Source organism: Natrinema gelatinilyticum, assembly GCF_024266705.1.
Taxonomy (GTDB): Archaea; Halobacteriota; Halobacteria; order Halobacteriales; family Natrialbaceae; genus Natrinema; species Natrinema gelatinilyticum.
Map to the genome: position 1 here is coordinate 1,017,328 of NZ_CP100757.1, position 23,037 is coordinate 1,040,364.

A 23,037-nucleotide genomic window follows, 5' to 3' on the forward strand; every position below is an offset into this window, starting at 1 on the left:
ATATCACTGTTGACAGTGAAATGTATAACCGACGGGAGCTGACCCTCGTAACTCCTCTCCTCGTACCAGATTAGCTGACGGTGAGTGGACCCCTATTCTTCCCCCTCCACCACCTCGTAAGGGAGCATCATCTCCTGATCTTCGTGTTCGAGGATGTGGCAGTGCCAGGGGTAGAGTCCAGTGTATCCGGTGAACTCGGGTTGGATGCGGACGACCTCCTAGGGGTTGACCAGGACTGTATCCTTCGGGGCGGTGTTGTTCGGCTTCAGCGTGATAGGCTCGCCCGTGAGGCTAGTGTAGTCCTCGATATCTGTCACGACGACCGGGATAACGGCGAGGCCCAACCGGTCACGGACCGCACGCACGACACCTCGTGGTCGGCGAACCTCGACGAGCACGCCGCCGACGCGGACCTCGTCGTCCACTTATTCGGAAGAAGAATCGGATGTCATTGCTGTAGTAGCGTCCCCAGTTTAAGCGGGAACCTGTATGCGGTCACTGGTCTCGCAGACGATCTCGAGTGGCTGCAAACCGAACAGGATCCGTGTCGCCAACGGCAGCCATGTCGTTTGCCGACTGGAGCTGGGAGTTGATGAGCCGATTTTGTTGGCGTGACCAGTCACTATCGTCGTGCGTACGAACGTACACAGCCCATCGCTTGATCATTGCACGCCGTTTCTCCGTGTTTCGGCGTTGGTCGTCGTCAAATTCCTTTGAGTCCAGCATAGTAGTCCTCAACACCGAGTTCTTTGACGTACTCATTGAGGTACTCCGTGGTAAACCGTGTTTCGAACGCTAAGAGACGTCCTCATTGAGTGCTCCGATCGACTCGAGGTAGTCGCGGACTTCGATGACGAACTGGCGGTAGCGCTCGAGGTCCTGCAAAGCGTTGTAGACCACGTCGTGTTCGATAATGTTCCCGTAAGTATGTGCAAGGACATTCCGGAACCGGGCACCTTGTGCCATTTCCTCAGCTGTCGAAGCAGAGAGTATACCAAGCTCTTCGAGAGCCCGCATTGATTGTGGATTACTCGCTGGAGGTGTTCCACGTTCGTGTTTGACAAGTTCCTCTCCAATATCGATCGCTGCCTCGGTCATCTTCACGAATCGGCGTTCAACGATATCCTGTGTATCTGAATCCGCGTGATATGCTTCGCGACTCAGCGTCTGTTTCCGAGCAAGAACACCTAAACTGATTTCAATCGTTTCGACAGCGTTGAGTATTCTATTGAGACGATCAGCAGGAAAGGTCTCGTCTGTCATCGATCACGAGTTTCGCCATCAGTCGCTGTCACAGCAGACCCACCAAGATGTCTATCGATTCTGGCTACTGCCGCATCAAACCGTTCGCGCGGTGACTGAGTCTGCTTCTCAGTTGCGGTGAGTTGGCGTCGGACATCAGCCACATGCTCTGGGTCACCGATGAGAAGGACGCCGTGATCGAAGATCGTCTCCGCCAGTTCCGGTGACGTTGTCTGGAGATCGACGAGATCAACATCGTCAGTCTCGAGCGCTTCGCTGAGGTCGGCACTCAATCCAAGAAAGACCTCGTTGTAGGCCGGATGACTCGGGCGGACAGTGTCGAATTCAACTGCGATATCGATGTCGCTTCGAGAGTGAGATTCCCCAGTTGCGTGAGAACCGAAGAGAATTGCCAGCTGTACCGGATGCTCCTGCAATACCTCTCGAAGAGTCTCGAGAGGGAGGGATTCATCGATAGCAGCGTTCTCATTGGATCTCATTAAGCAAAAATACGGTCTCATGACACATAAACACTCAGGAGCCCACTGTCTTCTCGGTCTCTTGCGTCCCATACTTGTTTCACGCTCTTATGGGATAGCAGAATTTTCATCGAGTCAGCAGAAGCTTTGTGGACTACCGAAATGCTGTCAAGTGGTGCCTGTGAGATACAGAGCGCGAGTGTCACACAGGATTTGGCTCGATTTGCGAAGGCGATGATCGCTCACTGCAGGAGAAAATGACCGCGGTGCTTACAATCGCTACCATCGTAGTAGGGTCAATGACTCGGAAATCCTTTGTCCCTGGTCGGGAGGCAGAGATTCTGTTAGTGGAAGACAATCCTGGCGATGTTCGACTTGTCCGAGAATTATTTACAGACGCGGCTATCACAAATACACTGCACGTTGCCACTGATGAACAAGAGGCGCTTGATTTCCTCAATCAGCGCGGCGAGTTCACGAACGCTCCGCAACCAGATCTCGTTTTGCTCGATTGGTATCTACCGCAAGCGACCGGTGACGATATCCTTCATGCTATGAGGAATGATCACGAGTTAGAGGAGGTTCCCGTGATAGTGTTAACAGGCTCCGATATGGGAGAAGATATCCTTGATTTGTCCGAGATCCAGGCCGACGCCTATCTCACTAAGCCGATTGCTCCTGATGAATTCATCTCACTTATTCGCTCCTTCGAGTTCTTTTGGCTAACAGTTCTCCGTCAACCATCTGATTCGTAGCACTAGTGAATTCCTATTCTCGAGATAGTGTTCGATACCCAGATCTACTGACCGGTTGGTTCATGGGAATTGGCGCGGATGAAATGATGCCATTCTGCTGAACTCGTCTGCTGTATCGGTCATGGTGATTTCATTATGTGTGTGTGATCTGCCACGTTGGAACGTATGAAATCGTACGCTAATTACTATGAGTGTGTTCGAGGTGTTTTCGGAGGAGCTTCCGATATACGTGAGTTCGATCCCTTCAGATGGGCCAACTCCCCGATTTCTCGGCGTCATGTATTCGGTCAAGATCTAGAGACAGTATAGCAACTACATTCGAGGTCGTTCTTCAAGCGTCGAAGTCACCTCGGCATGCCTTTCCCTGCGGAACAGCAACCGTTGCCTTACTTGTTTGGTCAGTCTAGCGTGAATAGGCTATTTTCTGTTTCGTAGTTGTGGCTATTGATATGGCGATCATCGCAGAGTTCACGATCCCAGCAGAGAACTTCCCATTAGGTCGGGTTTTCGATGATCTGCCGAACGCAACAGTCGAGATAGAGCGCGTCGTTCCCACCGGCCAAAGTCATCTCCCGTACTTCTGGGTAACCGACGCTCCTGACGACGGTATCCAAGACCTTCTGACAGCCGAAGCAGCATTTAAGTCGGTAACGCGTATCGACTACCACGAGAATCAGGGATTGTATCGGGCCATGTGGAACCCTGAGGTGAAAGGCGTCCTCACAGCTATTCTTGACAACGATCTCACGCTGTTATCAGCGATCGGCACGCACGAACAATGGACGTTCGAGTTTCGCGCTGAAGATTCAGACCAACTCTCGGGGTTTCAGCAATACTGTGCCGCCCACGATATCAATACCCAACTTACACGGTTGCAATCGCTAGCAGAGTTACAGGCAGGTGATGAGTACGGCCTCACTGCTAACCAGCATGAGGCGTTGCTTCTCGCTTTCAATGAAGGCTATTACGACCAACCCCGTGAGACCGATCTTGAAACGCTTGCCAATCAACTCGGTATTTCACGCCCCTCGTTCGCCGATCGCCTCCGTCGAGGAAACCATAACCTTCTCAAAAGTACTATCGCACATCGTGGCTCCACGGCTGATGACAGTGATGAGTGATTCTCCCTATTTAAAAACCCTCCATAATTGTAGGTAAACGACAAACTGCTACTCAGTCAATAGTATAGAAAAATGCCAGAAGGAGACGGCGAACGGGCAATCGCTGAATGTCTCAACTGCGGAAACGCATATGCGGCTAAGGAATGGCCAGACGGGACGATTCAACCAATCGGAACAAGAAACGGATGCCAATGTGGCTCAACAGAATTTCAGATCGTCGAAGAGACGACCACTACTGATCTCCATGAAGACTGAATTGACTGACTATTGAGGGATACCGGACTACTCAGAAATCAGGATAATACTCAAAACGGTCGTACTGAACTCATCCTCTATATCGGTCACTACGATTTCATTATATGTGTGATCTGCCACGTTGGAACGTATGAAAACGTACGCTAATTACTATAGTAAGTCCGTGCCCAGTGGCGATTCTCACCGGAGATGGACTTGCGCAGCGGTGTCAAAGCAGGGGAGGTAGATGAAACAAAACTTAACGAGTCATAGAGTCACAAATCACGTATGCGAGGATTCAGCGACGAGGAGAGGGACAGGATTAGGGAAGAACTGATCCAGACTGGCCGGGAGATGTTTCTACAGTACGGCCCAGAGAAGACGAATGTGGCGGAGATAACTGAGCCGGTCGGAATCGCAAAGAGTACCTTTTACCGATTTTTCGATACAAAATCAGAGCTCTATCTTGCAGTATTTCTCCGCGAACGGGACGAATTCCTTGATCAAGTACGAACGGACCTGGCTGAAGTCGATGACGCCGAAACAGGGATCGTTCGGCTGTTGGATGCATATCTATCATGGATCGAGGGAAGTCCTCTTCTCCAGCAAATGATCGACCAGTGGGAGCACGAGCCAGCGTTTGGAAGCGTGTCGGATGAAACGCTATACCGTCACCAACAGGAGGCTATAGCCGAACTCATTCCGTTCATCGAAGAATGGAAAGCCAACGGAGAGATGCGAGATATTGATCAGGAGGTTTTCTTTGGGCTCATGGGCGCTGTCGGATTGATGACGCTTCATCACGAGGAGTTCGAGGACTATCGAGAGGGCATGTACGACACGGTACGGGGTTTGATGATTGAGGCTCTCGCATATTGGTGTACAAATGGAATCGAAGACGAGTAAGCGAAAGATTGGGAAGTAGGGCAGTGGAATTCTACGTATTTTCGACGAAGAGTGACGTCTCGACAGAGATCGGCTCTGGTCCGTATGCGTATAAACGAGTCCGCCGTCGTCCAAGCATCGGGAACTTGTCGGCAAGTCCGAGTGCACCTCGCAGAAGGTATTCGTAGACCGGTCCTGGAAGCCACTTCTGCGAGCCAACCATAAACTCCACACCACGAGTCTGAGCGGCCTGTGCATCCATTACGGTTCGAACGGCTGGCCTACGAACATTCTCGTATGATTCCAACTGTCCCCTCGAAAGCGGACGATTTGTAGTGGATTCGCGTCTTGTTTTATCCTGATCCATCAGCGCCTGCACGATGACCGGGTGAGCAACGACGGCATCTTGAATGGCGAGGCTGTTACCCTGACCACCGAACGGATTGGCGACGTGAGCGGCGTCCCCTATCAACATGAGTCCGTCACGAACCCACTCTTCGCTTTCCCCAGGAGCTGGATGCAGCAGTGTGCAGTCGTTCCAGTCCGTGAGGTGGTTCTCCAATACCCCTTCAAGCGTTGGATCAACAGCTCGAACCTGTTCTCGGAATGCTCCGATGCCACGTTCACGTAGCTCTGGATAGCCTCCTGCCTCGATAAACCAGGCAACTTGGACTTGATCTCCGAGCGGTATGAAGCCGAGGAACCCGTCGCGTTCGAACCGAGCGAGCGTTTCTGCTTCGACGGCATCGGCTGGAAGTTTGAACCAGAGAATGTCTACGTCAACATCGTCAAGGCCAGGGTCAATCCCCGCTGCCTCTCGAACTGTCGAGTATCGACCATCGGCACCAACGACCAACCGGGAGTGGATGATCCACTCCTCACTCGTCGGTCGATGTCGCGCTTCTACACCGACCATAGCCCCTGTGGCTACATCGCCAGAGATCTCATCGTCTACCCTCGGGTCATCTGTGGTGATGATGTCGGTCACACTCGTGCTATCGTAGTACTGGAAGTTATCATACTCCTCAGCCCGATCGATTAAAAACCGAAGCAGTGGCGGTTGCTCGATGAAGAGAGCGTAGTCATACGATTGGTTCAGTACGGTGAAATTGAACCCTCGGTATCGCCGACCGAATGCCGAGACGTAAATTTCGCGGGCCGTTTCGTGATCTACCGAGGCCAAGAGGTCGTGAAGAATGCCCATCTCGTCGAATAGTTTCGGGACGAGTGGTTGGAAGAAGTAACCTCGAAACTCCCGTTCTAGGTCCGCCTCGCGCTCAAGCAATACCGTCTCGACACCGCTTCTAGCGAGTAAATATCCGAGGACACATCCTGCAGGCCCAGCACCGACGATTACGAGGTCAGCCGAAAGTTCCCGGCTATTCCCATCCGTTTCCTGGTTCATGATTACTAAGATAGCTTGGGTTCATGACTCTAAAACAGTTCTGGTTATGAAGTTATCGAGGCGGTTTGGAATATTTTCTTTCATCGATAAAACAAAATGAACAAATTGTCTTCACTATCACTATGCACAACTACAATGGGGAAAGTTTGCGTAGTCGTAGTTTAGCTGAAAGAGAGGGTGCTAAGCCCCCTTCTGCTCACGGCGACGCCGTTCGCATGGTCATCGGGACCGACGGTCCCGCGCTATCCGCAGCGAGCGCCGAAGGCCCGAGCAGGGAGGGGAGACAGCGCCCGCACGTCTTGGTTTCGTGTGAATCGGCACCCTTATTATCTCTTCGATCGAAGGTGGTATTAAAATGCTCACCACGCTTCCGGCGGTGTTCAAACGCGACAACAAGCGTGCATCGTCGGTTGTGGCCGGGTGTCGATTCGGTAGGAGTGGGACACTCCGAACCACCTGTCAAGGGAGGCCGCCTGTGGAGTCTGGAACCGCTGTGGGGACGTTCCCTGCACGTTCCGACACCGAAGCAGGAAGCCCTGTCCGTAACAAGCGAGGGCTGGGTAAGCCCGAGCGCGGTAGGGCAGGGTAGTTCACACATTCTCAAACCGGTTCCCGCCACGGACCCATCTCTCCTGTTCGATACGCTCATATGGTTGCTTGAAAGCGAGGGACCGAATCCCTACGAGCGTCAGCGCCAGCTTTCAGAACGACGACAACAGGCGACCGAGAGAGTACTGCGCCGCCTCGGACCGATTCGCCGTCCGATATTTCGTCTGCTACTCAGGCAGGCCCAGAACGTCACGTCGCTGCGAGAAGACATTCTCGCTGAGGTCGGGCGAGGGTGGCCAGTGTTACAACAGATGGCAAAGGAAGTCGGTCTTCGCCTCGCTGAGACGGGAGTAACTGACCGGGCTGACGATGTCTACTGGCTAGAATGGGAGGAACTCAATGAGATGGCAAGCGTCCTCGACGCCGGGGGGACTCCCCTCAACGACGTGACAGAGACTGTGAAAGAGCGTAGGGCGAGGTGGGAGTCGCGGAAACGCCTGAACCCACCGGTCATCCTCCCCGACCAGATTCAGTTCCTCGGATTCAGCTTCGACACCCAGCGCTTTGAACAGGGGAGAGAAGAAACATCTGAAAACGTCATCAGAGGTGGTGGGACTAGCCCCGGACAAGTGACTGGCAGAGCCTGCGTAATTCACGGCCCTGAGGACTTTGCGAAGTTCCGGGCTGATGACGTACTCGTGGCCCGAATGACTGCTCCAGCCTGGACACCGCTGTTCGCCAAGGCATCGGCAGTCGTGACTGACATTGGTGGCCCAGTGAACTACCCCGCCCTACTCGTCGCCTTCGGCGACTCCTTGAGGGCGGGGGCTTAGCACCCTCTCTTTCAGCTAAATCATAGATTGCGTGCCCGTGTTCGTCGAGATATGCTTGGAACCGGTCTTGCCACTCCGTCCATACTTCGGCTGATACGCTGTCAGGTGGTGTCTCTTCTGTGAGTATTATCGCCGCATCCGTTCTAGGGGTTTCACGGAGAACGTCGACCAGTGCAGGATTCTCTCGACACCACGTTGCCACGTCAGAGAGTGCCTTCTCGGCTCGAATTGGCTCGCTGTCGAACCCCCGGAGGAACGTTTGCGATGGCGGATCTTCGGGTTGTCTGACGAGTCGTTCGTAGAATGTGGTGGACAGCGCCTCGTTTTGTCGGACCCGTAAAAGAACGAACCGAGATGAATTGTAGTAATTGATCGCCGCTTGGAGGATGGTCTTGACGCCTGAAAGCAACTCAGCAGCTTGGAGCTCTCTTATATCCTTCTTCTCCCAAGTTTCTACGGTCTGAACGTACTGGGGTCGGACTGTTTCTCGCCAGTGTGACTCGACATTACCGAAGACTTTTGGTATCGCCAAGGCCCCCCGGCCCGAGATACGCAACAGGAATTTTGGTGCGAGCGAGACGGAGTAGTAGGCGTAGCCGTTGACGGTCGTGAGTGCGTAGGTTTCCCTGGAAAACGCGTCCGTTCCAAGGAACTCACGTGCCATCTCGACTGATGATTCCGTCATGATTGGTCCACCGAGACTCTCGAAGAGTGGCGAAAGGGGGTCCGGGAGCAACTCGGCGGGACCTACACGAGCGTATGCCAGATTCGGATCTGGGACTGTCCAGTCACCGGAGGATGCCACTGGCTGCTCAGGGAGAGTTGTAATGGGGCGCGACTGAAGCAGAATACTTTCGCCATCGACGAGTGCCCACTCGATGTCCTGTGGAGTCCCGAAGAGTTCCTCGACGTCCTTGGCTATCGAGGCGAGCGCCCGTATCTGGTCGTCTGTAAGGACGCGGTCCGAGCGCTGTTCCGCCGAGAGTTCGATGGTTTCAGTTCCCCCACCCGGAGTCGACTGAACGGCGACGCGTTTGTCTCCGATGTCGTACGATAGAATATCTCCTGTGGCCTTGTCGATTCGAGCATGGTCGCCCGTTACGGCACCGCCGACCTGCGCCTCGCCGAGACCGAATCCCGCATCGATGACTGCGACATTCCGTTCACCGGTGGTAGGATCGGCGGTGAACAAGACCCCCGACGCGTCAGGATTGGTCATCTCTTGAACGACGATGGCAAGTGCAACCTGGTCGTGTGGGATGTCGTTTCGAGCCCGATAGGCGATGGCTCGGTCAGTGAAGAGGCTCGCCATGCACGTGCGGACTGCCTCAGCGACTTCCTCTTCGCCCTGAATATTGAGGAGGGTTTCGTGCTGGCCTGCGAACGAAGCACTCGGGAGATCTTCGGCGGTCGCACTAGATCGAGCGGCGTAGGCCTTATCTACTCCGCTGTCAGCGACTGCGTCCTTGATTGCTGTTCGTACTTCGGATGGAAACGACAACGACTGGATGGTGTCTCTGAGCGCCCCTCCAGCCTCTGCAATCGCCTCCGTGTCCTGTGGGTCGAGAGATTCGAGCGCTCGGGTTCGATCAGGAATGTCTGATTCAGCGAGGAGGGCATTGTATGCCTCCGTTGTGACGACGAAGCCCTTTGGGACCAGGAACTCTGCTTGAATGAGTCGGGCGAGGTTCGCCCCTTTTCCACCAACGAGAGCGTGTCATAGAAAGCGTCACGTACGAAGCAGCAGGGTGCGGAAAGTGTGTCCAACACAATCGCAGCCCTGCAAGACGTAGCTTCGGTAGACGACTTCTTGAATGCGGCGGCTACCGAAACAGTACCGCTATTCGAGCATCTTGAGTTCGAGTTTCTGCTGGAGTACGACGTGTTCGCCCCCTCGAAGCGGGGGCGAGCACGAGTTCATCAGCCACCCGATCTCTTCCGCGGTTTTCTACACTGCTACTACAAAGATGTTTACGGCACACGTCCGGTTACACGAGAACTCAAGCACGGCCTCGTCTGGTACTACTGCGGACTCGATAAACCGCCATCCAGAGACACGGTTGATCGATTTCTCACCGACCTCGAACACGTGATTGACGATGTCTTCGAGAGACTCGTCGAGCAGGCCGCCGCCCGCGGCCTGCTCGACTCCACGTACTCTATCGATTCGACTCACGTCGAGGCGATCCAATACAACGACGCTGCGTCGTGGAACTACGATCCAACAGCCCAAGAGTACTACTACGGCTTCGGCTGTACGATCGTCTCTACTGGCGCAAAGATCCCGATAGCAGCGGAGTTCACACAGGCCAAGCAAGCGGATCAGGAGACGGCGATGCGCGTCACGCGTGACGCGCTCGCCGTCGATACACCGATCTGGATGCTTGGAGACAGCGCCTACGATATCCTCAATTGGCACGACCACCTGCTGGCCGCAGGGGTCGTACCAATTGCTCCGTACAACCCGCGAAACACTGACGACCCGAAAGATATCGAGTATAGGGTCGAAGACCGGATCGAGGAACGCAGCGAGGACGTTCAGCTGAAACAATCCATCTTGGACGAGACGTACAACAATCGGACAGGAGTCGAGCGAACCAACGACGCAGTCAAGGACTGCGGCCTCGGGCACGTCCGCGCCCGAGGCCGCGTCCACGCACGAACAGAAGTGTTCCTTGCGCTGTGCCTCCGGCTCGTCGTTGCAATCACCAACTACGAGCGAGGAAACGAACCTGGCTATGAGAAGCTATGAGATGGATTCTATGACACGCTCCCAACGAGGGAAATCTCGGTAGCTCTCGGATCGGCCAATGGAAGGGCGAACGGCAGTCCTGTAGTACTATTACTCATGATTCCCGGTCTAGTAGTTCAACAATCCCGTTCGTGCCATCGACACGAATCTGCTGACCTGACTGTATTTTCCGGGTTGCATTGCGGACAGAGACGACCGCCGGAATCCCGTATTCGCGTGCGACAAGGGAACCGTGACTCATCTGCCCACCCACTTCCACGACGATTCCGGCTGCATTCAAAAACAGCGGCGTCCAACCCGGATCGGAAGATGGGGCAACGAGAATCTCACCCTTTTCGATCCGCTCTTCACTCGGATCCCGGACAACCCGAGCGACGCCTTCAAAAGTCCCATCTGAAACACCAGTTCCCACCAGTGCCCCCGCTGGAATGTCTTCGCGTTCACTCTCACCGCTCAGAGCTTCACCATCACTCGTCAGGACCGGCGGTGCATCCATCGAGGCGTGACGTTGAAATTTGGTGCGACGAGCAGTGACATCGACGTCGATCGATTCGCCATCGAGTACGTCGAAAAGTTCCGCTTTACGAAGGAACCATACATCATCAGGATCGACGAGTTTCCCTTGCGAGGCCAGCCGTTTGCCAGCGTCACGAAGTACCTCGTGCCATGCCGCGTAGAAGTATGCAACACCGTGTTTTGGATACTCGCGAGTTTGAATACCATCGCGATACGTCCGGATCAGTCGAGTGACGAGGCGTCGACGGAGTGAACCAAAGACCCTGTTGCCTGCTCGTTGCTCAAGCCGTTTTCCTGCCGCCGCAGCCTCCTGTTCCAATTCTTGGACGCGGTCGCGGTGTTCTCCAACGTCACTCGTCTTGACTGTTGATTGAACAATGGACAGCAATACCGAAGGATCATCCCGCCATCGAGGACGGCTGATGTCCATCTCTCCAGTCGCTCGGTGACCGAAGGAATCGAGGAATTCTGCAAGTTCAGAACGGAACGCGTCTCCGCCTTCCACAGATTCGAGTGCTTCGAGCGGTGCATCACGATTGAGGGCTTCAACGACGGCAGGATACTCTCGCGCTACATCCGCAAGGTCACCGATTCCGAGATTGACCTTCGTCAGCATTTCCTGGGGCAAGCCCTTCCCGACAGCGTTGACGTCATTGGGTGCATTGGGGAATTGTCGTTCGAGTTTGCCCTCTGCGGCATTTCCGGCGATGAGTGAACCCATTGCTGGAAACTGCGTGGCCTCTCTGGGGATATCGAAGACAGCACGAACTTGCCCAGCTGTGTCTTCAGGAGACCGCACCTGGGAGGCGATGTTCTGCCCCCACGTTTCCCACTTTGCCTGTTCTCGCTCTGGAGACACAGGGCTACCAATGAACGCGCCAACGAATCCCCCAAATACCGTGATTAGTTGAGGGATGGAGTCCCGCAGCAGCGTCCATGCCGAACTCGCAACAGTGGGTATTGAAGCAACTCGTTCCAAGAGCGTCCGGTCTTGGTAAAACTCCTCACCCCGTCGGTCGAGGAGGTCGCCAATAGCGGTCCCCATCTGCTCGTTTGCCTCACCCATTCTCTCAGGAAACCGCTTTCGCAATAGACTGGAGCGGAGTGGAGGCGATACGTTGAGGTAGATGCGCCCGCCTGCCTCGACCACCCACTGTGTATCGGGGTCAAATCCGTATTCGGTGAACAGCGTTTGAACGTACGACTTCCAGACGTCTACCACGAGTGGTGGCATCGCTTCGGCGAACGACTGTCCATGTCCCATGCTGATGTAGACATGGAGACGATCGTCATCTGGAGCGGGTGAGGGCAGCGGGAACAACGACGTAATCGGTCTGGCCTGCAGGATGATGACCTCGCCGTCTGTTACTGACCACTCGATGTCCTGCGGTCGATCGAAGAGTAATTCGATCTCTCGTCCGATCTTGACCAGTGCATGCACCTGGTCGTCGGTGAGTACTGGTCTCGATCGTTCGGAGCTCGGAAGTTCGACCGTCTCCGTACCCCCGGTGGGGCGGCGGCGAACTGCAATCTGCTGGTCACCGACCTCGTACGTGCGAATATCGCCCGTCCGAGCATCGACTGTGATGCTGTCCGCATTCACTTCTCCGGAGACAAGCGCCTCGCCGAGACCGAGACACGCCTCGATGGTGGTGGTGTGGCGGTTCCCCGTCCGTGGGTCGGCAGTGAAGAGCACCCCCGAGACGTCTGGAGAAACCATCTGCTGAACGACGACTGCAATTGAGATATCCTCCTGTGAGATCCCATTCTTCGCTCGATACGCGATAGCCCGATCAGTGAACAGACTCGCCATACAGTCACGGACACGGTCGATGACCGCATCCACTCCCTGTACGTTCAGGAATGTCTCCTGTTGCCCAGCGAACGAGGCATCAGGGAGGTCCTCGGCCGTCGCACTCGACCGCACTGCGTACGTCTCCGTTGAGGAGGTTCCTTTCTTTTTGAGTATTCCCCTAATGGAATCCCGAACGCCGTCTGGAAACACTAGTTCCTGGATCTGCTTCCGCACGGTCGCGCCAACGTCTGCAATCGCTTCTGAATCCGTCGGTTCGAGTTCGGATAGCGAAGCGATCACCTCTCTCGTCGGTGTATCGATAAGCTGTTGGTATGCGACGGTTGTCACACAGAATCCGTCCGGAATCGGAAACCCCGACGTCGCAAGTCGTGCGAGGTTTGCTCCTTTACCGCCGACAAGCTCGCTGTCAGTCGCTGCAGGATCGCTCAATGAAATGACGGCCGGATTGTCATATCGCGCTCCTCCGATTTCACTCATTGGAGAACTCCTCGGAGTCCGGGTCTCGCGTCAACCCGGCTGCGACGGCCTCAATGAGTGTCTCTCGAACCCGAGGATATCGTTCTTCTCCAATGTGGTCTTTTTGTTGGGCTAGCCGAACGACAGCCCTGATCGTGTGGGCAATCGCTTCTGGGTCCGAGCCATTGACTTTGCCGTCATCGTACCAGCTTTCGATGTACGGAAGGAAGTGGTCAATCGCACTCGTTCGTTTCTCAGACGCTTCCTCGTCCGGAATCTGTTCGCGTATACGGGGAAGTTCCTGTTCGTCGATGATGACTTGGCGGAATATCGCATTGGACTCTATTTCGTTGAGAGACTGTTCGAGTAGTGCTGCGATTGCGGTCTCTGGATCATCATGTGCCTCAAACGATTCCCGCAACAATCGGGGGATGACTTCTCTGCTCTCTTGTTCTAGGATATCGATGTAGAGCGCTTCTTTTGAGTCAAAGTACTGGTAGAAGGTGCCAGTGCCGATGCCCGCTGGTCCGGTGAGTTCTGATATCGTTGTCTTGCGGATACCCTGTCGAGTAAACAGTTCTCGACCGGTATCACGGAGCGATTCTCGGACTTGGTCTCGTTTCTCCTCTGAAAATGAAGGCATAGTTTGTGGTGAGTTTTGATAGTGCGATCTGCTTCGTGACTACTAGATATGTGCTATCTGAATATTTGAACATTTCGTTCAAACACTCATTACCGGGTTTCTCCGCTGGGAAGATTCTGGTACAGTAATGCTGACAGTCCATCTTTCTGTCTCGGGCTAGTTCGCTTCCTCCCATCGAACGAAGAGGCTTCATCGTCCTCTTAGAGGCCGCGAGTAAGCGTTCGTTCGCGCAGTATGAGGGCACGCTGATCGAACTCTATGCCTGCACTGGAAACATCCGGCACGTGCTGTGACGACGAATACGTCGCGTCGGGAAGCGACCCTCCAGCTCACCAAATTTTCCCGACCCCGAGCACTCAGCTTACGACACTCGCCGCCCTACTTCTCCTTCGAAATGTCGACGACTACCACCGAACGAACGACTAGGACCGACACGAGAATGAAAGCCGTAGCGGCCAGAGAGTACGGTGGCCCGGAGGTCCTCCAACTCTGCTCAGCGCCGAAACCCACCCCGGAGCACGACGAGGTCCTGATTCGCGTCCGCACGTCCACCGTCGGCCCGGCCAACTCGGCCATGCGCGAGGGACGACCGTTCCCCGTCCGCTTCTTCAGCGGCCTCCGACGACCTACGTCCATCCCGGGCGATGCGTTCGCCGGGGAGATCGCGGCCGTCGGCAGGGACGTCACGCGTTTCGCCGTCGGCGACCGGGTGTTCGGGACGACCGCCCCCGAGTCGGGCGCACACGCCGAGTACGTCTGCGTCCCTGAGGACGGCACGCTCGAACTGACACCCGCGGGCGTGAGCAACGCCGAGGCTGCCGCCGTCGCCGACAACGGCCTCACGGCGGTGCTGTTCCTCCGGGACGTGGCCGACCTCCAGCCTGGCCAGTCCATCCTCGTCAACGGCGCCTCGGGCGGCATCGGGACGTTCGCCGTCCAACTCGCCACCCACGCCGGCGCCGAGGTCACCGGCGTCTGCAGCACCAGGAACGTCGACCTCGTGCGGTCGCTCGGCGCCGACGCGGTCGTCGACTACACGACCACCGACGTCGCCGGGACGGGCGAGACGTACGACGTGATCTTCGACGCCGTGGGCAAGGGGTCGTTCGCGCAGTTCGAAAACGCGCTGAACCCAGATGGGCTGTATATGACGACCGTCCCTTCGGTAGGGATCCTTCTCTACATGGCCTGGACGAGGCTGGTCGGCGACAGGCGGGCCGTCTTCGCGGCCACGGGGATGAAGCCGGCGGGCGTGCGGAAAAAATACCTCGGAGAGCTAAGAGAGCTCCTCGACTCCGGGATGATCCGCTCGGTGATCGGGCGGCGGTACCCGGTAGCGGAGATCGTCGAGGCGTACCGCTACGTCGACACCGGGCACAAGCGCGGGACTGCCGTGGTTACGATCGATTGACTGGCCAAACCTCAGATGAGTCGAGACCACCGAACGCAGCGTAGGAGACATCGAGGACTCCACCGGAACAGATCGAGACGACCGCCAGCTCGCTTGTACCCCGTCGAGGGGAAGAGAAGTTCGCAGTGGGAGTTCACCTCGGGGAGACATCCAGTTCGCCGAGACGAAGAGTCACCGAGGACAGAGATGAGAAGTCTCTCAGGGGTTTTCAGCCACCGAGTTGAAGACGCTGTTCGGTTCGAAGAGTTCCCGAACGACGTCATTGGTTGCAAACCGGTAACCGCTGCAGGCTCGTGTTCAGCACCTCCTCGATGACCCCAGTCTCAAGGAGCAGCTACGAACCGAATCTTCCCGACACGTGGTATCAGGAGGCCAGACAGCCGTCTCCATCACGCCGGACGCTTCTTGAGGAGGTGAATGCCGCGCTGTATGCAGCATTTTGCTTGAATAATATCCCTGATCGGAGATATCAACAGGTATGGAGGAATATCCCTGCCTTCAGCAGTCCAGGTTCGCACTCGATCTTCGGAACACCTACTATGACATCCTCGGTTTAGGTTGCTCGACACAACTTCGTCGGAGTCTGCTGGATATGCTCTTTCTCTTTTTCGCTCGCGTCGACGGCTTCCCGTCTCTTGGCGGCGGGATGGATCTTGGGGCACAAATCTGGCTCTGGTTTGTTGGTAACTCACGCTACATCGCTAATTAACTGGGGATAATTTGTGAGGTACTGAGGTTCTATGTTCGATGAAGCTAGAGTACGTGGTGTGACTTGGCATATCAGACTCAACGACGAGACCTACGAACAAGCCCACGAGAACTTCGAGTGGCGGTTCCCAGACGGGTACAATCTCGCTTGGGATTTGCTCCAAAAACACGATGACCCAGAGAGTACTGCGTTGCACCAAGCGTACCCCGACGGACGACGTGAGAGTTACAGCTTCCGCGACCTGGACAACTTGTCGAACCAAGTCGCCAATGCGCTCGAAGAGCGCGGCATAGAGCGTGGTGATCGCGTTGCGATTGTCGTCCCACAAAAGCCCGCGAACCCGCTGACCCATCTTGCGTGTTGGAAACTGGGAGCGATTTCGCTGCCGCTTTCGGTGCTCTTTGGACCCGATGCACTCCGATATCGCCTCCGGGATAGTGGGGCAAACGTCGTTGTCGCGGACGGATCGATGCTCGATACCGTTCGCGACGTACGCGAGGACTGCCCGGAATTAGAACACGTCGTCGCCGTTGACGCCGACGACCCCAGCGACGACGTCGAAAGGTTCGACGAGATGTACGCCGGTCATGCTACCGACTTCGATATCGTCGACACCGACGAGGAGACGCCGGCAATCATCATCTACACGAGCGGATCAACCGGCCCGCCGAAGGGCGTCCTGCACGGGCACGGCCTCTGGGCTGGCCACTGTCCAGCCTTTTATATGTACTTCGAGCGCGATGTCTTCGAATCGGTGTACTGGACACCGGCCGACTGGGCGTGGATCGGCGCGCTTGGGGATGTTCTCTTCCCCGCGTGGCACTACGGGCAACCGGTTGTAAGCTATTCAATGGGCGGGTTCGACGTCGAAACGGCTTACGAGTTGTGCGAGGAGTTCGACGTAACTGATGCATTTCTCCCACCGACCGCAATTCGGATGCTAATGACTGTTGACGACCCTACTGAGCAGTACGACCTCGCACTCAACACTATTTGTTCGGGCGGCGAGCCGTTGACGCCCGAGATTCTTGACTGGGCCGACGAACAACTGGAAGGCGTCGTCGTCAACGAACTCTACGGCCAGACGGAAGCCAACCTCCTCGTGACCAACTGCCGTGAGTGGTTCCCAGCACAAGCCAGTAGCATGGGTAAGCCGGTGCCCGGTCACGAGGTGGCCATCGTGGACCAAGAGACCGGCGAGCGACTCGATGACGGCGAGGTGGGATGATCGCTGTCGCACGTGGCGATGACCCGGTTCTCTTCCAGGAGTATTGGAACGAGCCCGAGAAGACCGAAACTGCGAGCGTCGAAGGCCCCGAGGGGACCGTCTGGCACCTTACCGACGATCTGGGGTATCGGGATGCAGAGGGCTACTTCTGGTTCAAATCACGCGACGACGACGTCATCATCACAGCTGGGTATCGCGTCGGTCCGGGCGAAGTCGAGAGCGCCATTCTTGAACACCCGACCGTCGAACAGGTTGCTGTCATCGGGGTCCCAGACGAGACACGCGGGGAAATCATCAAAGCATTTGTCAAACCCATTGATGGCACCACCGACGACGAGACACTTCGTGCGGAGATTCAGAATCTCGTCAGTGACCAGCTAGCCAAATACGAGTACCCTCGCGAAATCGAGTTCATTGACGAACTCCCGACGACCACCACCGGCAAGATTCAGCGCCGAAAGCTGCGCGATCGAGAAGCCGAGGAGTGAACCCACTCCGAGTCTAGTGTAGCTTCAACCATGAACGGGTGAGTACATCATCCGACGAGCAAACTGCCAGTTCCACCTCATTTTTCTGAAGCCCTGCAAGATACACAGCGCGTATCGGTCAGAGATGGTCTGCTGATAACGGAGTTCTGAATCAGTAAGTACAGAGGATTCACTTACCGACTAATTCCCGGTGGGAACTCGCTACAAAAGACGGTCTGAAATCACGATGCCAAGATACCCCCCGATAACCATCACCAGAAACGGGGTAATTGCATCGGTGATTGTCTCAACCCCGAACAGATTCAGTAGACCCACAAGGTCTACCGAGATTGCAAGCGTGGCAATCACGACTAATGCTACGAGTAGTCGGGGTTGAATCAGGGAGAAACTATCAGATTCGGGGCTTTCGGTGGCCATTGATTCTGCTTATACGCTTGTTCAGATATACGTTCAGCTGACCAGGAGAGCCATACGAAAGCACACCTGCTTATCGCCTGTTCCAAAGCTCAAGACGTGGAAGGAACAATAGCCGCTTGCTGACTACATCCTCTGTATCTTGCACGCGCTTTCTGCCAGCTACTGGATAGGTTGAGCGAGGCGTGCAAGATACAGGGCGCGAATGCAGCACGGGAAACACTCGCACATCGGGTGCCTCGCTTCAGTACAGCCGGAGGAAGTACAGTACGTTCGCTTACCACTCGGCTCCATCGGAAGCGGGGCAGAAGTTCCGAACAACGGTACGGTGGCGATGTCCCTGTCGCAAGTCAGTAACGCCACGAAAGTATGAAGAAAGAGAGGACGGTGAGGGCGACCGTCGTCAGCCATACTGCCTCGATCTCCGATCTAACCAAATGCGTGAAGAACAGCGAGCCGATAAGAAAGCCAAAGGGTGCAACCACGATCGGAATAGACATTGCAACGACCGGATCGATGTCTGAGAGCCGGCCATCGAGACGGCCCTTGCTGACGCTCATACCACTTGAGTCGTTCAGGCGATACAACAATCTTCGGTCTCCGTCCCGGGCGCACTGACCGTTCAAGACGCCGAGTACGGTCTAGGGTGGTCTGGGACGATCAAGCCCGAATTCTATTGAGTTGAGTGCTGCATATACACTCTGTATCTCGCACGGGTCTCCTGACAGTTCCTCGGTAGTTCGTCGAGACGCTGCAAGATACACAGAATCCATGAAAATCCCGCATCTAAGTCCCTGAAGCGTGAACAAGTTACAGGGACTGGCTGAGACCGTAATTCGCGCGGTGCATCAAGCACGTCACACAGAATGGTCCGAGCCCGTGATAAGACGCGGAATCTTGTGCCATCAAGCACGTATAGGAGGATCTCTTGTTCACGCATCAGTCCCAACGGAGGCGTCCTATGTACCTCGGAATAGACACGCACACACGATACTCGCAAGTTGCCGTCGTGGACGACGACGGCAACTTGCAAGACGAGATTCGCTTGCCAAACGATCGTCTTGACGAACTCGCCGAACAGTACGCCGGTGGCGAAGCTGCGATCGAAGCATCTGGTCACTACCGCCCGGTGTACGAGATGCTCGACGAGCATCTCGACGTTACACTCGTTAACCCATCAAAAAACAGGGTCATCGCCGATGCGACGGTCAAGACCGATCGCATCGACGCTAAACGACTCGCGCACATGCTTCGGGCGGATATGCTCGCTGAGAGCTACATCCCGTCGGACGAGATCCGCACGTTGCGGGATCTCGTCCGAACGAGGAAGGCGCTGGTCGAAGAACGGACAGCAGAGAAAAACCGCGTTAGAGCCGTCCTCAAGCGCACCGACAACGCCTACGACAGCGAGTTGTTCGGCCCAACTGGGCGAGAGTTCCTCGCGGAACTCTCGCTCAGTGAGGCTGATCGAACGATCGTTGAGGCACACCTCTCCGTGATCAATGAGTACGACGCGCAGATTGAGAAGCTCGAAGAAAAAATCGAGCAGAAGACACTGGAATCGCCAGCAGCCCAGCGGCTGCTGTCGATTCCGGGTGTTGGACAGTCCACGGCTGCGTTAATCGTTGCAGAAATCGGTGAGATTGATCGGTTTGACCGGCAGGAAGAACTGGTGAGTTACGCTGGACTCGATCCAATGGTTCACCAGTCCAGCGATATGGAAGTCCATGGAAGCATCAGCAAAGAGGGCTCAGCGCCACTGCGCTGGGCCCTCGTCCAGTGTGCTCATGTATCCGTCCGGTACGACGATTACCTCGGCAACTTTTACACACGGTTGAAACGGCGGAAAAACCACCAGATAGCGATTGTTGCAACAGCTCGGAAGATGCTGGTCTCCATCTTCCACATGCTGAAGCGACAGGAATCGTACGATCCACCGGAGGTGAGTGCCTGAGCGACGGTTCACGTCGCTCAGGCACGGCTTGCTTTCGTCCGCACAGCTACCGCTACCGCAACAAGAATTCCCCCGCCTGCCGGGAGGTTCTTTCTCTGAAGTGGCCGCCGTCAGGTGATTTCGCAGCTGTGTTTGGGTGAGCTAGCAGTTCACCCAAACAATTATTGTCAATGGTGTGGGATGGATCGGTGCGGGATTTTCATAGGAGCGCGAATGGTGCACGAGGCGATGGTTGGCACCGAGAGACAGTAGTTGCTCGGTAGAAACACACCACAGTGTACCGGATCGAATTTCTCCTCTGTCCGTACTATCTATCCGTCGTGAAATTCGTCAGATATTTAACATTAGTTTATCAGGAAGTCCGTCGTACGATACTCTGAGTCGAGTGCAGCAATTCATCGATGCACCACTCGTGAGAGGCCTCCGCTATGGGTGAAGAGATACACCACACGACAGAGAGTAGTGAGACAGTGCCGGTCACCTGGGAGAATTTCCCGCGGTCACAGTTACACGGACAGATGGAGCGCTTCGTTGAATGGGGTGGGTTCGGCGAGTTCTATCACTACCGAACGCTCCTCCCCCTCGACAAACAGGTCGAAACCGCGAGCAATCGAGACACGCTCTACTCGATTGCTGTCTTCGACCTGACCGAACCAGCCACCATCACCAAACCGGACACCGGTGACCGCTACCAGTCGGTGGTTGTCCTCAACGAGGATCAGTACGTCAAGAAGTTCAACTACGATCCGGGCGAGTACACATTGACACAGAATGAGATCGGGACGCGGTACGCCTGTGTCCTGATCCGCACGTTCGTCGACCCGAACGATCCGGATGACGTAGAGACCGCCCGGAGATTACAGGACGAGATCGCGGTGAGTCAGGACTCGGTCGGCACGTTCGAGATTCCTAACTGGGACCACCAAACACGTGAAGAACTCTTCGAAGCGCTCGCAACAGTCGGAAAAACGATGGACGACTTGCGGGGCGTCTATGGCGACATCGACGAAGTAGACCCCGTGAAGTTTTTGCTCGGTAGCGTGGGACCATTCGGATTTCCGGCGTCTGAAACGTTCTACCTTTCGAGGATCCCCGACCAGAACGACGGCGTGACGCCACATACACTCACCGTCAAGGACGTCCCCGTCGACGGGTTCTGGTCGATTACCGTCTACAACAGCGACTGGTATCTCGAGGAAAACGAGTACGACGCGTACTCGGTTAATAACGTGACCGCAGAGCGGAACGATGACGGGAGTGTCACAGTGCACTTCGGGGGGGATCCCGACCAGCTCAACTTCCTCTACACACCAGCGGATTGGAACTACATGGTCCGACTCTACCAACCGCACGAGGAGATCCTCGACGGGAGCTATCAGTTCCCCGAAACCCAGCCGGTGGAATGAGGCAAACGCGCGGATATCGGTCGTTGCCGCTTCAGGAGATTGAATCACCGCGATATCGAATATCGACTCATCTACCCTCTTCTACCCTCTTCTACCGACGGTCATATGCTGAACTCATCCTCTAAGTCTTGCACGCCGTTACTGTCAGTTCACAGTTCCAATCTGCCACGGCACGGATGCTGATACTCACCAGTCGACGGGTGAAACACCACTAGTTTTGGATGTCTCGAACTAATTCTTCACCGGCATCGAGTAGAGTCTGTACCAGCGTTGTCTCCCCCGCTTCAGCGTACACCCGCAGGACTGGTTCGGTCCCACTGGGCCGGATCAACAGCCACGAGCCGTCTTCACGCGTGAGTTTGAATCCATCCGCAGTGTTCACGTCCTCGATAGCGACGCCGGCGATCGAGTTGGGAATCTCGTCCTCGAGTGCAGAGAGGACGGCCGCTTTCTGCTCGTCGGGGCACGCAACGCTGCGCTTGTCTTGCACAATCGTTCCATGCGTCTCGAGCAGGCGATCGACACGGTCGTCGAGTGGTTCCTCGGCATGCATCGCTGCTGCGACCAGTGCCATCAATACACCGTCTTTCTCGCGCACGTGCCCGTCGATCGTAAAGCCGCCCGATTCTTCACCGCCAACCAGTGCTTCGTGGTCAGCTATCCCCTGGGCCACCCACTTGAAGCCGACCGGGACTTCGTATGCTGTCTCGTCATGGGCGTCCGCAATCCGATCGAGTAGATGTGTCGTTGAGACGGTCCGGATTACTGATCCCGACTCTTGCTCGAGGAGGTAGTCGTAGAGCGCAGCGAAAAAGAGGTTCTCATCGAGATAGCCCCGTTTCGGTGTGACAATTGCAATCCGATCCGCGTCCCCATCGTTCGCGATTCCTAGATCTGCCTCGTGTGACTGGACGTGTTCGATCAGGGTTTCGAGGTTTTCGGGCGCGGGTTCTGGCGCGGACCCACCAAAAGTCGGATCAGACTCACACCGCAGCCGATCGACCGACACTCCTGCCCTTTTGAGCAGGGCGTCTGTCGTACCCCGCCCACTGCCGTGCATGGCATCGTAGGCCACGGTCAGATTGGCCTCCGTAAGGTTACTATCGACCAGCTCGAGAACGTGTTCAGCGTGGGGTGAAACGAAATCATCCGTGTGAACCGTTCCGTGCTCGTCACTCGGGACGGACTGTGGCTCGGCGAGTCGATCTGCGATGGCATCAGTTACTGAGGGGAGGGCGGGTGCTCCATCACTCGGAATGAACTTCACGCCGTTGTATTCCGGCGGATTGTGGGACGCAGTAATGACGAGCGCGCCCGCGAGGTTACGGTCAACGATGCCGAAGGCGAATACCGGTGTTGGTCGATCCCGTTCTGGGAGGACGACGTCGAACCCGTTCGCACACAGGACGTCCGCGAGTTCCTCGGCAAACTCTGCCGATCGCTCCCGGGCATCGTAGCCAATTGCAACTGGACGATCATCTCCATTATCTGTGAGATATGTTGAAACAGCCTGGCCAACTGCACGCACGCGCGGTACCGTGAATTCCTCGAGTATTGTGCGCCAGCCATCCGTCCCGAACGTAATTGGGTCAGTTTTCACGCACTAGCCTTATTCACATTTTATAAAAAGATACTGTGTCGAAGGGGATATTCAGAGACGTATACATATGGGCGTCTTGACGGAGCAACGACCTGTTCATCTAGAATATACTATAAACTGCCTGCCAAATAGAGAGGCTGA

General features: G+C 55.6%; 20 protein-coding genes and 2 pseudogenes. 11 read left to right on the forward strand and 11 right to left on the reverse strand.

What is annotated here, in order from left to right; genetic code table 11:
- Positions 1–92: 92 nt before the first annotated feature.
- A complete protein-coding gene (locus NJU76_RS22815) occupies positions 93–206 on the reverse strand; it encodes a multicopper oxidase domain-containing protein (protein ID WP_425604342.1) in 114 nt (37 codons plus the stop codon).
- Between NJU76_RS22815 and NJU76_RS27365 the strand changes: the two genes are divergently transcribed.
- On the forward strand, positions 162–593 hold the full coding sequence (locus tag NJU76_RS27365; protein WP_486642028.1) for a hypothetical protein: 432 nt from the start codon (positions 162–164) through the stop codon (positions 591–593). The genes NJU76_RS22815 and NJU76_RS27365 overlap by 45 nt on opposite strands.
- Here NJU76_RS27365 and NJU76_RS27370 read toward each other — a convergent pair.
- From NJU76_RS27370 to mntA, 3 genes are read right to left on the reverse strand one after another with little or no spacing between them, the layout of a single operon-like run.
- Positions 496–762: a DUF8150 family protein gene (locus NJU76_RS27370; RefSeq protein WP_486642020.1), complete on the reverse strand. Its 267-nt coding sequence runs from the start codon at positions 760–762 to the stop codon at positions 496–498. The genes NJU76_RS27365 and NJU76_RS27370 overlap by 98 nt on opposite strands.
- A 33-nt stretch (positions 763–795) precedes the next feature.
- Positions 796–1,263: a type VII toxin-antitoxin system HepT family RNase toxin gene (gene hepT / locus NJU76_RS22825; RefSeq protein WP_254532754.1), complete on the reverse strand. Its 468-nt coding sequence runs from the start codon at positions 1,261–1,263 to the stop codon at positions 796–798.
- Positions 1,260–1,742: a type VII toxin-antitoxin system MntA family adenylyltransferase antitoxin gene (gene mntA / locus NJU76_RS22830; protein ID WP_254532755.1), complete on the reverse strand. Its 483-nt coding sequence runs from the start codon at positions 1,740–1,742 to the stop codon at positions 1,260–1,262. Before mntA ends, hepT begins: the two co-directional genes overlap by 4 nt.
- 278 nt (positions 1,743–2,020) lie before the next feature.
- Here mntA and NJU76_RS22835 point away from each other — a divergent pair, with 278 nt between their 5' ends.
- The 3 genes from NJU76_RS22835 to NJU76_RS22850 all read left to right on the forward strand — a co-directional run bounded on the left by NJU76_RS22835 (position 2,021) and on the right by NJU76_RS22850 (position 4,737).
- Complete coding sequence (locus NJU76_RS22835) at positions 2,021–2,476, forward strand: response regulator (protein WP_254532756.1); 456 nt, start codon at positions 2,021–2,023, stop codon at positions 2,474–2,476.
- A 449-nt stretch (positions 2,477–2,925) separates the two neighbouring features.
- Positions 2,926–3,597 (forward strand): helix-turn-helix domain-containing protein, encoded by a 672-nt coding sequence (locus NJU76_RS22840; protein WP_254532757.1) that lies wholly within the window; start codon positions 2,926–2,928, stop codon positions 3,595–3,597.
- A gap of 522 nt (positions 3,598–4,119) precedes the next feature.
- Positions 4,120–4,737, forward strand: a complete 618-nt coding sequence (locus NJU76_RS22850; RefSeq protein WP_254532759.1) for a TetR/AcrR family transcriptional regulator — start codon at positions 4,120–4,122, stop codon at positions 4,735–4,737.
- A gap of 31 nt (positions 4,738–4,768) precedes the next feature.
- Here NJU76_RS22850 and NJU76_RS22855 read toward each other — a convergent pair whose 3' ends face one another.
- Complete coding sequence (locus NJU76_RS22855) at positions 4,769–6,121, reverse strand: FAD-dependent monooxygenase (protein WP_254532760.1); 1,353 nt, start codon at positions 6,119–6,121, stop codon at positions 4,769–4,771.
- 860 nt (positions 6,122–6,981) lie between these two features.
- On the opposite strand from NJU76_RS22855, the gene NJU76_RS22860 reads away from it, so the two are divergent.
- Entirely contained in the window at positions 6,982–7,503 is a 522-nt protein-coding gene (locus NJU76_RS22860) for a PEP-utilizing enzyme (protein ID WP_254532761.1), read from the forward strand.
- A gap of 862 nt (positions 7,504–8,365) precedes the next feature.
- On the opposite strand, the pseudogene NJU76_RS27210 reads toward NJU76_RS22860, so the two are convergent.
- A pseudogene (locus tag NJU76_RS27210) lies at positions 8,366–9,178 on the reverse strand (PEP/pyruvate-binding domain-containing protein); the annotation flags it as partial.
- Positions 9,179–9,262: 84 nt separating this feature from the next.
- Here NJU76_RS27210 and NJU76_RS22870 point away from each other — a divergent pair.
- Positions 9,263–10,255, forward strand: coding sequence for a transposase (locus tag NJU76_RS22870; protein WP_254530048.1), 993 nt, complete (start codon positions 9,263–9,265; stop codon positions 10,253–10,255).
- Between the two features lie 94 nt (positions 10,256–10,349).
- Here NJU76_RS22870 and NJU76_RS22875 read toward each other — a convergent pair whose 3' ends face one another.
- The gene (locus NJU76_RS22875) at positions 10,350–13,064 is read right to left on the reverse strand and encodes a phosphoenolpyruvate synthase (protein ID WP_254532763.1); all 2,715 of its coding nucleotides are present in this window, start codon (positions 13,062–13,064) and stop codon (positions 10,350–10,352) included.
- Entirely contained in the window at positions 13,057–13,686 is a 630-nt protein-coding gene (locus tag NJU76_RS22880; protein WP_254532764.1) for a TetR/AcrR family transcriptional regulator, read from the reverse strand. The genes NJU76_RS22875 and NJU76_RS22880 overlap by 8 nt, the downstream gene beginning before the upstream one ends.
- Positions 13,687–14,080: 394 nt before the next feature.
- On the opposite strand from NJU76_RS22880, the gene NJU76_RS22885 reads away from it, so the two are divergent.
- From NJU76_RS22885 to NJU76_RS22895, 3 genes and pseudogenes are all read left to right on the forward strand, one after another.
- Positions 14,081–15,097: an NAD(P)-dependent alcohol dehydrogenase gene (locus NJU76_RS22885; RefSeq protein ID WP_254532765.1), complete on the forward strand. Its 1,017-nt coding sequence runs from the start codon at positions 14,081–14,083 to the stop codon at positions 15,095–15,097.
- Positions 15,098–15,575: 478 nt separating this feature from the next.
- On the forward strand, positions 15,576–15,806 hold the full coding sequence (locus tag NJU76_RS22890; RefSeq protein WP_254532766.1) for a hypothetical protein: 231 nt from the start codon (positions 15,576–15,578) through the stop codon (positions 15,804–15,806).
- A 58-nt stretch (positions 15,807–15,864) separates the two neighbouring features.
- Positions 15,865–17,522, forward strand: a pseudogene (locus NJU76_RS22895) (AMP-binding protein).
- A gap of 201 nt (positions 17,523–17,723) precedes the next feature.
- Here the strand turns inward: NJU76_RS22895 and NJU76_RS22900 are convergent.
- Both NJU76_RS22900 and NJU76_RS22905 read right to left on the reverse strand, forming a co-directional pair.
- The gene (locus NJU76_RS22900) at positions 17,724–17,939 is read right to left on the reverse strand and encodes a hypothetical protein (RefSeq protein ID WP_254532767.1); all 216 of its coding nucleotides are present in this window, start codon (positions 17,937–17,939) and stop codon (positions 17,724–17,726) included.
- A 347-nt stretch (positions 17,940–18,286) separates the two neighbouring features.
- The gene (locus NJU76_RS22905) at positions 18,287–18,496 is read right to left on the reverse strand and encodes a hypothetical protein (protein WP_254532768.1); all 210 of its coding nucleotides are present in this window, start codon (positions 18,494–18,496) and stop codon (positions 18,287–18,289) included.
- A 401-nt stretch (positions 18,497–18,897) separates the two neighbouring features.
- Between NJU76_RS22905 and NJU76_RS22910 the strand changes: the two genes are divergently transcribed.
- Positions 18,898–19,890, forward strand: coding sequence for an IS110 family RNA-guided transposase (locus tag NJU76_RS22910; protein ID WP_254531133.1), 993 nt, complete (start codon positions 18,898–18,900; stop codon positions 19,888–19,890).
- Positions 19,891–20,318: 428 nt separating this feature from the next.
- Complete coding sequence (locus NJU76_RS22915; protein WP_254532769.1) at positions 20,319–21,296, forward strand: DUF1214 domain-containing protein; 978 nt, start codon at positions 20,319–20,321, stop codon at positions 21,294–21,296.
- 211 nt (positions 21,297–21,507) lie between these two features.
- Here the strand turns inward: NJU76_RS22915 and NJU76_RS22920 are convergent, their stop codons facing one another.
- Positions 21,508–22,896 (reverse strand): phosphoglucomutase/phosphomannomutase family protein, encoded by a 1,389-nt coding sequence (locus NJU76_RS22920; protein ID WP_254532770.1) that lies wholly within the window; start codon positions 22,894–22,896, stop codon positions 21,508–21,510.
- Between the last annotated feature and the right edge of the window lie 141 nt (positions 22,897–23,037).